Source organism: Hasllibacter halocynthiae (assembly GCF_003003095.1).
GTDB lineage: Bacteria > Pseudomonadota > Alphaproteobacteria > Rhodobacterales > Rhodobacteraceae > Hasllibacter > Hasllibacter halocynthiae.
In genome coordinates this window covers 791,056-803,608 of sequence record NZ_PVTT01000002.1, presented here as the reverse complement: position 1 = coordinate 803,608, position 12,553 = coordinate 791,056, and the positions used below count along the sequence as shown (strand labels likewise).

At 73.4% G+C, this 12,553-nt stretch carries 14 protein-coding genes; all 14 read left to right on the top strand.

What is annotated here, in order from left to right:
* The first annotated feature begins 217 nt into the window (after nt 1–217).
* The 14 genes from BCF33_RS10825 to cutA all read left to right on the top strand — a co-directional run bounded on the left by BCF33_RS10825 (nt 218) and on the right by cutA (nt 12,489).
* Entirely contained in the window at nt 218–1,213 is a 996-nt protein-coding gene (locus BCF33_RS10825) for a hypothetical protein (RefSeq protein WP_106160938.1), read from the top strand.
* A gap of 53 nt (nt 1,214–1,266) precedes the next feature.
* Nucleotides 1,267–1,722, top strand: coding sequence for a universal stress protein (locus BCF33_RS10820; protein ID WP_106160937.1), 456 nt, complete (start codon nt 1,267–1,269; stop codon nt 1,720–1,722).
* Nucleotides 1,723–1,828: 106 nt separating this feature from the next.
* Nucleotides 1,829–2,392 (top strand): NifU family protein, encoded by a 564-nt coding sequence (locus BCF33_RS10815; RefSeq protein ID WP_106160936.1) that lies wholly within the window; start codon nt 1,829–1,831, stop codon nt 2,390–2,392.
* A 101-nt stretch (nt 2,393–2,493) separates the two neighbouring features.
* Nucleotides 2,494–3,168: an outer membrane protein gene (locus BCF33_RS10810; protein WP_146132812.1), complete on the top strand. Its 675-nt coding sequence runs from the start codon at nt 2,494–2,496 to the stop codon at nt 3,166–3,168.
* A gap of 72 nt (nt 3,169–3,240) precedes the next feature.
* Nucleotides 3,241–3,945, top strand: coding sequence for a tRNA (adenosine(37)-N6)-threonylcarbamoyltransferase complex dimerization subunit type 1 TsaB (gene tsaB / locus BCF33_RS10805; protein ID WP_106160934.1), 705 nt, complete (start codon nt 3,241–3,243; stop codon nt 3,943–3,945).
* Nucleotides 3,942–4,382 (top strand): GNAT family N-acetyltransferase, encoded by a 441-nt coding sequence (locus BCF33_RS10800; RefSeq protein ID WP_106160933.1) that lies wholly within the window; start codon nt 3,942–3,944, stop codon nt 4,380–4,382. The genes tsaB and BCF33_RS10800 overlap by 4 nt, the downstream gene beginning before the upstream one ends.
* Before the next feature lie 98 nt (nt 4,383–4,480).
* Nucleotides 4,481–5,476: a BMP family lipoprotein gene (locus BCF33_RS10795; protein ID WP_106160932.1), complete on the top strand. Its 996-nt coding sequence runs from the start codon at nt 4,481–4,483 to the stop codon at nt 5,474–5,476.
* A 4-nt stretch (nt 5,477–5,480) separates the two neighbouring features.
* Nucleotides 5,481–5,834: a hypothetical protein gene (locus BCF33_RS10790; protein ID WP_106160931.1), complete on the top strand. Its 354-nt coding sequence runs from the start codon at nt 5,481–5,483 to the stop codon at nt 5,832–5,834.
* Between the two features lies 1 nt (nt 5,835).
* Complete coding sequence (locus BCF33_RS10785; RefSeq protein WP_106160930.1) at nt 5,836–7,434, top strand: ABC transporter ATP-binding protein; 1,599 nt, start codon at nt 5,836–5,838, stop codon at nt 7,432–7,434.
* Nucleotides 7,435–7,503: 69 nt separating this feature from the next.
* Nucleotides 7,504–8,622: an ABC transporter permease gene (locus tag BCF33_RS10780; RefSeq protein WP_106160929.1), complete on the top strand. Its 1,119-nt coding sequence runs from the start codon at nt 7,504–7,506 to the stop codon at nt 8,620–8,622.
* A gap of 176 nt (nt 8,623–8,798) precedes the next feature.
* Nucleotides 8,799–10,337: a calcium-binding protein gene (locus tag BCF33_RS14485; RefSeq protein WP_106160928.1), complete on the top strand. Its 1,539-nt coding sequence runs from the start codon at nt 8,799–8,801 to the stop codon at nt 10,335–10,337.
* 191 nt (nt 10,338–10,528) lie between these two features.
* Entirely contained in the window at nt 10,529–11,164 is a 636-nt protein-coding gene (locus BCF33_RS10770) for a LysE family translocator (protein ID WP_106160927.1), read from the top strand.
* Complete coding sequence (locus tag BCF33_RS10765; protein WP_106160926.1) at nt 11,165–12,163, top strand: ABC transporter permease; 999 nt, start codon at nt 11,165–11,167, stop codon at nt 12,161–12,163.
* Entirely contained in the window at nt 12,160–12,489 is a 330-nt protein-coding gene (cutA, locus tag BCF33_RS10760) for a divalent-cation tolerance protein CutA (protein WP_106160925.1), read from the top strand. The genes BCF33_RS10765 and cutA overlap by 4 nt, the downstream gene beginning before the upstream one ends.
* Nucleotides 12,490–12,553: the final 64 nt, after the last annotated feature.

Genomic DNA, 12,553 nt, shown 5'->3' with positions numbered 1-12,553 from the left:
GCGCCGCGCCCCTCCCCTCTCGCGCCCCGTGGGCGTGCCGCGGCCCCTGCGCGCCCGCCGCCCCGCCGCTGCGATTGCGCCCACCGGCGCGCCGGGCCGGCCCGCAGCGCCAGCGCCGGGCGCCAGGCCGATCCCGGGCCTCGTGCCCGCGCGGCAGGACCGCATCGAACCCGCGGGCGCGAAGGGGGACGGCGCTCCCGCCCCTCGCCCCGGCAGCATGCTGGACGGTCCGCGCCGCAGGCCGCGCAGGCGCCGGTGGCGTCCCCTGCTCCGGCAGGCGGCCCGGGCGCTGCCGCCCCTCGTCGTGCTTCTGGCCACGCTCGCGATCTGGTCGCGCCAGCCCCTCGCCCAGCCCTTCGTCCAGCGCGGCACGGCAGAGTTCCAGGTCGCCCTCGATGCCGCCCTCGCGGCCCGGGCGACCCCCGACTGGACCGCAGGCGAAATGCGCGCCGCCCTGCGTTCTTCCGACCTCGACCGGCTCGCCGCGCTCGAGCGCCTCGCCCGGTCGCGCGCCCTGCCGCTGCCCGCCGCCCTCGCGGCGGAAGCGTCCGCCGCCCTTCGGCCGGACGCGGCGGACTGCCTCCTCTGCGCCGCCCGCCCCGCCTCCTGCGCCTCGCTGCGCCAGACCCTCCTCTGCAACCTTCCCGTGGAGCTGACCCCCGTGGGCGACGCCCTCGCGCTCGGGCGGAGCGGGCTCGCCTACGCGCGCGGCGGCGAGGTCGACGGGGTCGAGGCGACCCTGGCCGCGATCGGCGGGGGGGCGACGGTCGCGGCGCTGGTCTCGGGGGGCTCGTCGGCCTCCGTGAAGGCCGGCGCCACCCTCCTGCGCGTGGCGCGCCGGACGGGGCGGCTGCCCCCCGCGATCATGGACGAGGTCGCCGCCGCCGCCCGCGCGGGGGACACGGCCCGCCTCGCGGCCCTCGGCGCGGACGCCCGGCGCCTTGTGGACGCGGTGGGGGCCGAGGACGCGCTGGTCCTCGTCTCGCGCGCGCGCACGCCGGGGGACCTGCCCCGCCTCGCGCGGCTGGCCGAGATGGCGGGAAAGGACGCCCGCCCCGCCCTCGCGGCCCTCGGCACCGCGCGCACGCTCCGACTGCTGAACCGCGTCGCGCCGATGGCCATGGCCGCCCTCGCCCTCCTCTCGGCGCTGCTGTGGCAGGCCGGCCTCCTCCTCGCCCGGCCGGCGCTGCGGGGCCTCGTCCGGCTGATCTGACGCTGGACGCCCCTCGCCCCCTCCGGCACTGTCCCACGCGGGAGGCGGACATCATGCGCAAGTTCCTCGTCGTGCTCGACGACAGCCGCGAATGCCTGAACGCGATGCGCTTCGCCGCGATGCGCGCCTCGCGCACCGGCGGCGGGGTCGAGGTGCTGTCCATCGTGCCGCCGGACGAGTTCGGTCACTGGATCGGCGTCGGCGACGTCATGCGCGAGGAGGCGCGCGAGCGTATCCGCGCCCATTTCGAGGTGTTCGCCAAATGGATGCGCGACCGCCAGGGCGTCGACCCCGAGCTGGTGATCCGCGAGGGCGAGCCCGTGGACGAGATCCTCGCCCAGGTCCGCGACGACCCGGAGGTCGGCGTCCTCGTCCTCGGCGCCGCGGAGGGCCGCAAGGGCCCCGGCCCCCTGGTCACCGCCCTCATCAAGCAGGCCGGCGCCCTTGCGGTGCCCGTGACGATCGTCCCGGGCGGGATGTCGAAGGAGCGGCTCGAGGCGATCACCTGAAGGCCGCGCCGCCGCCGCGGGCGCCCGCCGCCCACCTTAGAACCGTTCCAAACTCTTGACCCGCGGCCCCGCCCTTCCCCATATCGGGGGGAGGAGGGCCGCGCCCATGTTCATCCAGACCGAATCGACCCCGAACCCCGCGACGCTGAAGTTCCTGCCGGGGCAGACCCTGCTCGACGCCGGCACGGCCGACTTCCCCACGCGCGAGGCGGCCGAGGGCGCCCCCCTCCCCGCGCGGCTGTTCGCCGTCGACGGCGTCAGCGGCGTCTTCGTCGGCACCGATTTCGTGACCGTCACGAAGGAGGAGGGGCGTGACTGGGACCACCTGAAGCCCGCCCTCCTCGGCGCCATCATGGAGCACGTGCAGTCCGGCGCCCCCGCCATCGAGGCCGGCTCCGCCGGCACGGGCGGGCATGCCGAGGCCACGGGCGAGGACGCGGAGATCATCGGCCAGATCACCGAGCTTCTCGACACCCGCGTCCGCCCCGCCGTGGCCCAGGACGGCGGCGACATCACCTTCCACGGCTTCGACCGGGGCGTCGTCTACCTTCACATGCAGGGCGCCTGCGCGGGCTGCCCCTCCTCGACCCTGACGCTCAAGATGGGGATCGAGAACCTCCTGCGGCACTACATCCCCGAGGTGGTCGAGGTTCGCCCCGTCGCGGCCTGAGCGGCCTCGCCAGGCGCCCCGACGGTGGTGGGAACCCGCTCGCCGCGGGACCGTTGATCGGCAGGTGGCCGCCCATGGCCGCGCTGGCAGAAGGCCCCACGATGACCGTTCTTCGCTGCATCCTCTCTCTCTCGCTCCTCTCCGGCGGCGCCGCCGCAGCGCAGGACCGGGACTGGTCCGGCCCCATGGCCGGCGCCTCGCTCGGCATCGCGCGCGGCGAGCAGACCGTGCCCGAGACGGCCCTCAGCTTCGAGACGGCGTTCCCCGGCCCGGCCTTCGCGGAGGTCGCCGGCGCCACGGCCGAGGACACGGCCGCCGCCGCCTCCGCCTTCGCGGGCTACCGCTGGCAGAGCGGCGCCTGGGTCGGCGGCGTCACGTTCGAGGTCGAGGGCACCCGCCTCGAGGCCGAGTACGACGGCACCTCGGCTGCGGGCCGCGACATACCCGGCGGTACCTTCGAGGTCGACGCCGCTCTCCGCGCCATGGGCGAGCTGGGCTACGCCTCCGGACCGAACCTCTTCACCCTCGCCGCCGGCCCCGCCGCCGTGCGCGGCACCGCCCGCACCACCGGGGTAGAGGGGACGGGCTACTCCGTCCGCCTCGGCTGGGACCGCGCGGTCTCGCAGAACATGCTGGTGGGCGTGGCCCTGACCCACACGGGCCTGGATGGATTCGACGAGCTCGACGTGGCCGACATCGTCGGGGACCGGGTCGGCTCGCAGGACGTGGACATGGACTACCAGACCCTGGCCGTCCGCCTGACCTACGAGTTCTAGGCCCCCTTTCCCCGGGCGCTGCCGGGCGCGGCAGGGGTTGAGGCCTCGCCCGCCCCGGCGCATCCCCCGCGCATGATCCTCGGCTTCGACACCTCCGGCCCCTGGCTCTCCGCAGCTCTGGCCGATCGGGCGGGCCGCCTCCAGGCCCACCGGACCGAGGGAATGGCCCGCGGGCAGGCCGAGGCGCTGTTCCCGTTCCTCGAGACGCTGATGGCTGGCGAAGGCGTCGGCTGGAAGGACCTGACGGCCCTCGCCGTGGGCACGGGCCCCGGCAACTTCACCGGCCTTCGCATCGCGGTGGCGGCCGCCCGGGGCCTGGCGCTCTCGCTCGGGGTGCCGGCGGTGGGCGTGAGCGGGTTCGAGGCGCTGGCGGCGCCCCTGCCTCTTGATGACCGGCCCCGCCGGGCGGGGGACGAACCCGCGTCCCCTGCCGCACTCGTCGTCAGCCTGCCCGCGCCCCGCGGCCAGGCCTACGTCCAGGCGACGCGCGGCGGCGCCCCGGAGGGCGAGCCGCTGCTGATCGATCCGGCCGACCCGCCCGAGGCGCTCGGCCGGCCCCCGGGCGTGCGCGTCCTCGGCCACCGCGCGGCCGAGATCGCGCGGCCCTTCCGCGCCGACCACGAGACCTACGACCCGTCCCACATGGGCGCCCGCACCGCCCTCGTTGCCCACCGGCGGCTCGCCGCGGGCGAGGTGCCCGGGCGTCCCCGTCCCCTCTACGTCCGTCCGCCCGACGCCGCGCCCGGCGCGGGGCGGCCCCCGCGGATCGTGCCGTGACGCCCGCCGCCCTCGCCGCCCTTCATGCGGAGGCGTTCGGGGCCGCGCCCCGCCCCTGGACCGAAGGGGAGTTCGCCTCCCTCCTCGCGGCGCCCGGGGTGTTCCTCCGCGCCGTCCCGGACGGCTTCGCCTTGGGGCGCGCGCTCGCCCCCGCGCCCGGGGGCGAGGCAGAGCTGCTGACCCTCGCGGTCCGCCCGCGCGCGCGGCGCCGGGGCGCCGGCACCGCCCTCCTGCGCGCCTTCGAGGGCGAGGCCCGCGCGCGCGGCGCGGCCGAGGCCTTCCTCGAGGTGTCCGCCCGGAACGGGCCCGCCCGCGCGCTCTATTCCCGGGCCGGATGGACCGCGGCCGGACGGCGCCCGGGATACTATGCCGACGGATCGGACGCCCTCGTCCTGCGGCGGGGCCTCGACGCGGTGTCAACGGGCCTTTCGCCTTGACCCTTCCGGCCGCCCGCGCCCTTAATCCCGCCCATGATCCGGGACCCGCGCCCGGACGCAAGGCCGCGGAACACGCGCGGCGCCAACGGGAGACCATCATGACCATCACCCGCAGACTGCTCGCCGGGACCGCGCTGGCCGCGCTGGCCCTGCCGGCCCTCGCGCAGGACGCCGAGCCCGGCCTGATCATCGACCTGGGCGGCAAGTTCGACAAGTCCTTCAACGAATCGGCCTTCACCGGCGCCCAGCGCTGGGTCGAGGAGACCGGCGGCGACTACCGCGAGACCGAGCTGGCCACCGAGGCCCAGCGCGAGCAGACCATGCGCCGCATGGCCGAGAGCGGGGCGAACCCCATCGTCGTCCTGGGCTTCGCCAACGCCTCCACGCTCGACGCGGTCGCGCCGGACTATCCCGACACCGACTTCGCCATCGTGGACTCGGTCGTGGACCAGCCCAACGTGCAATCCATCGTCTTCACCGAGCACACCGGCTCCTACCTCGTGGGGATGATGGCGGCGATGGCCTCCGAGACGGGGACCGTCTCCTTCGTGGGCGGAATGGACATCCCGCTGATCCAGAAGTTCGCCTGCGGCTACGCCCAGGGCGCGAAGGCCGTGGACCCCGACACGGAGGTCATCGTCAACATGACCGGCACCACGCCCGCCGCGTGGAACGACCCCGGCCGCGGGGGCGAGCTGACGCGCGCCCAGATCGCCCAGGGGTCCGACGTCGTGTACGCCGCCGCCGGCGGCACCGGCGTGGGCGTCCTGCAGGCCGCCGCCGACGAGGGGATCTTCTCCATCGGCGTGGACTCGAACCAGAACCACCTGCATCCCGGCTCGGTGCTGACCTCGATGATGAAGCGCGTGGACAACGCCGTCTACGACGTCTTCTCCGCGGAGGAGTTCACGCCCGGCGTCATCGTGAAGGACCTCGAGTCCGAGGGCGTGGCCTACGCGCTCGACGAGAACAACGAGGGCGTCGTCACCGAGGACATGCTCCAGGCCGTCGACGAGGCGCGCATGCAGATCATCAACGGCGAGATCGAGGTGCACGACTACACCACCGACAACTCCTGCCCGGTGGCCTACTGATCCGATGGCAGGCGCTGGCGATGCACTCCTCAAGCTCCTGTCCGCCTGGAACGAGGCCGACGGCGAGGCCCGCGCCACCATCCTGGAGGAGGCCCTCGCGGCCTCCTCCGTCTACGAGGATCCGAACGCCCCCAAGCCGTTCGAGGGGCCCGCGGGCATGGCCGAGTACCTGGACATCTTCCTCGCGCGCATCCCGGACGCCGAGCTGCACCCCATGGGCCGGCCGGCCGTCACCCATTCGACCGCGATGGTCGAGGCGCGCCTCGACCGCGACGGGATGCCCTTCGCCCGCCTGCGCTTCGTCGGCACGATGGGCGAGGACGGCCTCGCCCGCGTGACCGGCTTCGTGGAAGGCTGACATGACCGAACCGGCGATCGAGCTTCGCGGCATCTCCAAGGCCTTCGGGCCGGTGCAGGCGAACAGGGACATCGACCTGAAGGTCATGCCGGGCACGATCCACGGCATCATCGGCGAGAACGGCGCGGGCAAGTCGACGCTGATGAGCATCCTCTACGGCTTCTACAAGGCCGACCGGGGGACCATCCTGATCAAGGGCCGCGAGACCGCGATCCCCGATTCGCAGGCCGCCATCGCCGCCGGGATCGGCATGGTCTTCCAGCACTTCAAGCTCGTGCAGAACTTCACCGTGCTCGAGAACGTCGTCCTCGGCGCCGAGGAGGGGGCCATGCTGCGCCCCTCGCTCGCCAAGGCCCGCAGGCTCCTGCGGGAGCTGGCCGACGAGTACGAGCTCGAGGTCGATCCCGACGAGACCGTCGAGAACCTGTCCGTCGGCCACCAGCAGCGGGTCGAGATCCTCAAGGCCCTCTACCGCCAGGCCGACATCCTGATCCTCGACGAGCCGACGGGCGTGCTGACCCCCGCCGAGGCGGACCACCTCTTCCGCATCCTCCGGGGCCTGCGCGACGAGGGCAAGACGATCATCCTCATCACCCACAAGCTGCGCGAGATAATGGACGTGACCGACACCGTATCGGTCATGCGCCGGGGCGAGATGCTCGACACCGTCGGCACGGCCGACACCTCGCCCGAGGACCTCGCCGAGCGGATGGTCGGCCGCAAGGTCCTCCTGCGTGTGGACAAGCGGCCCGCGAGCCCCGGCGCCCCCGTGCTGGAGGTCGAGGGCCTGCGCGTCGTGGACGCCGACGGTGTCGAGCGGCTGCGCGGCATCGACCTGCAGGTCCGCGCGGGCGAGATCCTGGGCGTCGCGGGCGTCGCGGGGAACGGGCAGTCCGCCCTCCTCGAGGTGCTGGGCGGCATCTCGAAGGCCACCGGGACCGTTCGCGTGAACGGCGAGGGGATCGACCTCTCCGGGACCAGATCGGACGGGCGCACCCGCCGGGCCCGCGGCATCGCCCACGTGCCCGAGGACCGGCACAGGCTGGGGCTGATCCTCGATTTCGCGGCCTGGGAGAACACGGCCTTCGGCTATCACGACAAGGCGCCTTACTCGTCCGGCGCGATGATGGATCACAAGGCCATGCGCGAGGACACCGCCGCCAAGATGGAGCGGTTCGACGTCCGTCCGCCCGACCCGAACCTGCCGGCCAAGTCCTTCTCCGGCGGCAACCAGCAGAAGATCGTCCTCGCGCGCGAGATCGAGCGGAACCCCGACCTCCTGCTGATCGGCCAGCCCACGCGCGGCGTGGACATCGGCGCGATCGAGTTCATCCACCAGCGCATCGTCGAGCTGCGCGACGCCGGCAAGGCGATCCTCCTCGTCTCCGTCGAGCTCGACGAGATCATGTCCCTGTCGGACCGCATCGCGGTCATGTTCGACGGCCGCATCATGGGCGAGCGCCTGCCCGCCGAGACCTCCGAGGGCGAGCTGGGCCTCCTCATGGCCGGCATGGACGGCGCTGCCGAGGGGGCCCCCGCCCCGAAGGCCGGGGACCCGCCCGGCACGGGCGCCGACCCGCTCGCCGAAGGGGCGGCTTGATCCGGGCGCCGGGGGCGGCGATGAAACGACGGGGCCCCTTCCGGGCGCTCGGCTAGAAAGGCAGATCACGTGGACACCATGCCGAAATGGGCGGACGTCCTGCTCGTCCCGCTGCTGAACCTCGTTCTGGCGCTGATCGTGTCGGGCGCGGTCGTCGCCTATATCGGCGAGAACCCCTTCGACGCCATGCGGATCATGGTGAACGGGGCCGTCGGCAGCGCCTATGGCTGGGGCTACACCCTGTTCTACGCCACCAACTTCATCTTCACCGGCCTCGCCGTCGCCGTCGCCTTCCACGCGCGCCTCTTCAACATCGGGGGCGAGGGGCAGGCCGCGCTCGGCGGCCTTGGGGTGGCCATCGTCGCCCTCGCGCTGCCCTGGCCGCACTGGTCGCTGGCGCTGATCGCCTGCACCGTCTCGGCGGCGGCGTTCGGGGCGGCCTGGGCCTTCCTGCCGGCGATCCTGCAGGCCAAGCGGGGCAGCCACATCGTCATCACGACGATCATGTTCAACTTCATCGCCGCCGCCCTCCTCAACTACCTCCTCGTCGGCCCGCTCCAGGGCGCCGGCATGTCGCCCGAGACCGCCCGCTTCCCCGAAGGCGCGCACCTGCCCACGGCCTACGACATGGCCTCGTGGCTGGGCTTCAACCGCTCGGCCCCCCTCAACGTCGCCTTCCTCGTGGCCCTCGCCGCCTGCGTCGCGGTCTGGTTCCTGATCTGGCGCACGCGCCTCGGCTACGAGATCCGCGCCTACGGCCATTCCGAGCCGGCAGCCGTCTATGCCGGGATCGATCCGGTCCGCATCACCGTGATCGCCATGCTGATCTCCGGCGGCCTCGCGGGGATGATGGCGGTGAACGCCGTGCAGGGCGAGGCCGAGCGGCTGGTCCTCGATCCCGTCCAGGGCGCGGGCTTCATCGGGATCGCGGTGGCTCTGATGGGCCGCTCGCACCCGTTCGGGGTGCTCCTGGCGGCGATCCTCTTCGGCATCCTCTACCAGGGAGGCGCCGAGCTCGAGTTCGAGACCTCCGTCCCCCGCGAGATGGTCGTCGTCATCCAGGCGCTCGTGATCCTCTTCACCGGGGCGCTCGACAACATGGTCCGCGATCCCGTGGGAAAGGCGTTCCTCCGGTTCCGTCGGGCGGCGGACCAATCGGGCCCCAAGGCGGGCACTCCGGCGGAATGACGCTACCGCCTCCCGCCCGGCTGGGCGGGAACCGGCACGGCGCGGACCCGTTTCCGTAGCATCCATGCGCCGCCCCTCCGTTTGCACCCATGTTGGGCGGCGGCCCCTTCGGGGCTGTGATTCGCGGACGCCTCGCCGTCCGCTTCGCACGACACACACACGACGGAGACGACATCATGAACGCGACACCCGACCCCATGAACTTCGCCGATACGTCCGAAATGTCCGAAGCGACGCCCCTCGGGGCGCCGGAGGTGCAGGCAGCGTCCGAAGGCGCGTCCCGGACGCCGCAGGAGATCGTCGCCGACTTTCTGAACCGCGCCGACAGCGCGTTCATGGAGCTGCTCCAGCAGGTCCGCGGCGAGACTGCCGGCGGCACCACCGAGGACGGGGGCGCCGAGGAAGGTGACCCCGGGGACGGCCCCGAAGACGGCGGCACCGGCGGCGGTGAGACCGGCGGCGGCGAAACCGGCGGTGGCGAAGACGGCGGCGAGACCGGCGGCGGTGAGACCGGCGGTGGCGAAGACGGCGGCACCGGCGGTGGTGAGACCGGCGGTGGCGAAACCGGCGGTGGTGAAGACGGCGGTGGTGAAGACGGCGGTGAGACCGGCGGCGGCGAGACCGGCGGCGGCGAAGACGGTGGCGAGACCGGCGGTGGTGAGACCGGCGGTGGCGAAACCGGCGGTGGTGAAGACGGCGGTGAGACCGGCGGCGGTGAGACCGGCGGTGGTGAAGACGGCGGTGAGACCGGCGGCGGCGAGACCGGCGGCGGCGAAGACGGTGGCGAAAACGGCGGTGGCGAGACCGGCGGCGGCGAAGACGGCGGCACCGACGGTGACATGAGCACCATCATGGGCACCCCGCAGGGCGACGTCCTGACTGGCACGCCCGGCCCCGACAAGATCGACGGCCTCGGTGGCGACGACAACATCGATGGTCGCGGCGGTGACGACGAGCTTCTCGGCGGCTCCGGCGACGATCAGATCAAGGGCGCGGACGGCGACGACCGGATCGAGGGCGGCGCAGGCGCCGACGAACTCGACGGTGGCAATGGCCGCGACCAGATCTTCGGCGACAGCGGCGCCGACCGGATCGACGGCGGCGAGGGCGACGACGTCCTGCGCGGCGGCGCGGGCAACGACGAGGTCCGCGGCGACGCCGGCAACGACTCGATCTTCGGCGGTCAGGGTACCGACACCCTGAACGGCGGCGAGGGCGATGACGTCCTTCGCGGCGGCGGCAGCTCCGACGTGATCGAGGGCGGCGCGGGCGATGACATCCTGCGCGGCGGCCAAGGCCAGGACGAGCTCAAGGGCGGCGACGGCGACGACGAGCTCTTCGGCGGCGCCTCGAGCGACACGCTCTCGGGCGGCGACGGCGACGACCGCCTCGTCGGCGGCGCCGGCTCGGATCAGTTCAACGGCGGCGCCGGGGACGACACGTTCGAAGGGGGCGCGGGTTCCGACCTGTTCTTCTTTACGCCCCAGAGCGGCCAGGACACGATCCTGGACTTCGAGAACGGCCAGGACGAGCTGATCCTGATCGACGGTTTCGAGCGGGCGGAGTTCTCCTCCACCGACGCGTTCGAGGCCCTGTTCAACGGCGACCGCGAGTTCTCGGACGCCACCATCGAGCAGAACGGCCTCGACGCCGTCATCTCTTGGGAGAGCTCGGACGCGTCGCTGACGCTGGAGGACTTCTTCTTCTTCGGCTGATGCGCCTATACGGCCCGCCCCGGCTGAACTAACGTCTGCGAAGGGGTGGGCCGGACGCTTCCGGCCCCGACGGGGCCGGAGGCGAACTTGACGAGCGACACCGCGCCTCGCCGCGCTCCTCGCGCGGGACCCGGATCGGCACCGGCCATCCTGCGCGCGACCCTGCGTCCCCGCCCGGCCAGGGGCGCCCCATGACGGATTTCACGACATTCCTGCCCGGCTTCGCCGCGGCCTACGCCATCCTCCTCGTCGCGGCCTCCTCGCCGGGACCGGCGGTGGCGATGCTGCTCGGGATCGGTCTCGGGCAGGGGCGCGGCCCGGCGCTGACCGCCTCGGCCGGGATCGCCACCGGCTCGGTCGTGCTGAACCTCGGCACCATCTTTGGGATCGGGCTGCTGCTGTCGCAGGCCGCCTGGGCGATGCAGGCGGTCCGCGCGATCGGCGCGGCCTACCTTCTCTGGCTCGCCTGGGGGGCGTTCCGCAGGGCCGCCGCGAAGGCCCCGCCGCCCCGGGCCGCATCGGTCGCGCCCGCCCCGGCCTGGAGGCACTTCGCCGCGGGCTTCGCCCTGCAGGTCACCAATCCCAAGGCGATCGTCTTCTGGCTGGCCATCAACGCCGTCGGCGCCACCCAGGGTGGCGGGGCCGCGGTGATCGCGGCCTTCGCCTTCGGCGCCTGGATCGTCTCGTTCCTCTGTCACGGCGCCTGGGCGCTCCTTCTCTCCTCCGCGCCGGTGCGGGCCGCCTATGCCCGTGCCCGCCGGGGGATCGAGGGTACGCTCGGGGCCTTCTTCGCCCTCTTCGCCCTACGCCTAGCCCTGGACCGCTGAATGGACCTCCTCACCGTCTTCCAGATCCTCGACTCGACGATCCGCCTCGCCACGCCGCTGCTGCTGGCATGCCTCGCCGGCCTCTTCTCCGAGCGGGCGGGCGTGTTCGACATCGGCCTCGAGGGCAAGATGCTGATCGCCGCCTTCTTCTCGGCCGCGATCGCCTACACCACGGGGAACGTCTGGCTCGGCCTCCTGGCCGGCGTCGCCGCGTCGATGGTGTTCGCGCTGATCCACGCGATCGCCTCCATCACCTTTCGGGGCGACCAGCTGATCTCGGGCGTGGCGATCAACTTCCTCGCCGCGGGGCTGACGGTGCTGATCGCGCAGGACTGGTTCGCGCAGGGCGGCCGGACGCCGTCCCTGTCGGGCGACGGGCGGTTCGAGCCGATCACCTTCCCCGGCGCGGACGAGTTGCGCTCCGGCTTCCGGCAGGCCCGGGCCGACGACCTCGAGCCGTCGGGCCTCTCCGCGCTCTACTGGGACGTGATCTCCGGCCACACGATCCTCGTCTACGTGGCGATCCTGGCGGTGCCGCTGACCTGGTGGATCCTCTTCCGCACCCGCTTCGGCCTGCGCCTGCGCGCCGTGGGCGAGAATCCGGGCGCCGTCGACACCGCCGGCATCAGCGTGGTGCGCCTGCGCTACGCCGCCGTGCTGATCTGCGGCCTGCTGACGGGCCTCGCGGGGGCCTACCTCGCCACGGGGTTCAACGCGGGCTTCACCAAGGACATGACGGCGGGCCGGGGGTTCATCGCGCTCGCCGCCCTCATCTTCGCCAAGTGGCGGCCCTTCTACGCGCTGGGCGCCTGCCTGCTCTTCGGGCTCCTCCAGGCGGTCGAGGGACGGTTCCAGTCCATCGGCCTCTTCGGCTTCGAGATTCCCTCCCAGTTCATGCAGGCGCTGCCCTACATCCTGACGGTGGTGATCCTCGCCGGCTTCGTCGGCAAGGCCATCCCGCCCCGTGCGGGCGGCGCGCCCTACGTGAAGGAGCGATGAGCGCCCTCCTCGTCCAGACGACCCTCCCCTCGGAGGGGGAGGCCGGCGCCATCGCCCGCGCCGCCGTCGAGGCGCGGCTGGCCGCCTGCGCGCATGTCGACCGGATCGCGTCCGTGTTCCGCTGGGACGGCGCGGTCCGGGAGGCCGAGGAATGGCGCGTCTGGCTCAAGACGACGGCGGCCGCGCGCGAGGCGCTGTTCGCCCTCGTCGCCCGGCTTCACCCCTATGACGAGCCCGCGCTGATCGCCCTGCCCATCGTCCACGGCGCGCCCTCCTTCCTCGACTGGATCGCCAGCGAGACGGGCGGCCCCCCGCCGGCCCCCTAGCGGGCCCCGGGGGGGATTTCGGGGCGACCCGCGGCTTGCCGCTCGGCGCGCTTCGTGGTGAGGG

Excerpts from the sequence above, each read along its gene's own strand:
- BCF33_RS10825 (WP_106160938.1), top strand. The coding sequence starts at position 218 with ATGCTGGACGGTCCGCGCCGCAGGCCGCGCAGGCGCCGGTGGCGTCCC.
- BCF33_RS10820 (WP_106160937.1), top strand. The coding sequence starts at position 1,267 with ATGCGCAAGTTCCTCGTCGTGCTCGACGACAGCCGCGAATGCCTGAAC.
- BCF33_RS10815 (WP_106160936.1), top strand. The coding sequence starts at position 1,829 with ATGTTCATCCAGACCGAATCGACCCCGAACCCCGCGACGCTGAAGTTC.
- BCF33_RS10810 (WP_146132812.1), top strand. The coding sequence starts at position 2,494 with ATGACCGTTCTTCGCTGCATCCTCTCTCTCTCGCTCCTCTCCGGCGGC.
- tsaB (WP_106160934.1), top strand. The coding sequence starts at position 3,241 with ATGATCCTCGGCTTCGACACCTCCGGCCCCTGGCTCTCCGCAGCTCTG.
- BCF33_RS10795 (WP_106160932.1), top strand. The coding sequence starts at position 4,481 with ATGACCATCACCCGCAGACTGCTCGCCGGGACCGCGCTGGCCGCGCTG.
- BCF33_RS10790 (WP_106160931.1), top strand. The coding sequence starts at position 5,481 with ATGGCAGGCGCTGGCGATGCACTCCTCAAGCTCCTGTCCGCCTGGAAC.
- BCF33_RS10785 (WP_106160930.1), top strand. The coding sequence starts at position 5,836 with ATGACCGAACCGGCGATCGAGCTTCGCGGCATCTCCAAGGCCTTCGGG.
- BCF33_RS14485 (WP_106160928.1), top strand. The coding sequence starts at position 8,799 with ATGAACGCGACACCCGACCCCATGAACTTCGCCGATACGTCCGAAATG.
- BCF33_RS10770 (WP_106160927.1), top strand. The coding sequence starts at position 10,529 with ATGACGGATTTCACGACATTCCTGCCCGGCTTCGCCGCGGCCTACGCC.
- BCF33_RS10765 (WP_106160926.1), top strand. The coding sequence starts at position 11,165 with ATGGACCTCCTCACCGTCTTCCAGATCCTCGACTCGACGATCCGCCTC.
- cutA (WP_106160925.1), top strand. The coding sequence starts at position 12,160 with ATGAGCGCCCTCCTCGTCCAGACGACCCTCCCCTCGGAGGGGGAGGCC.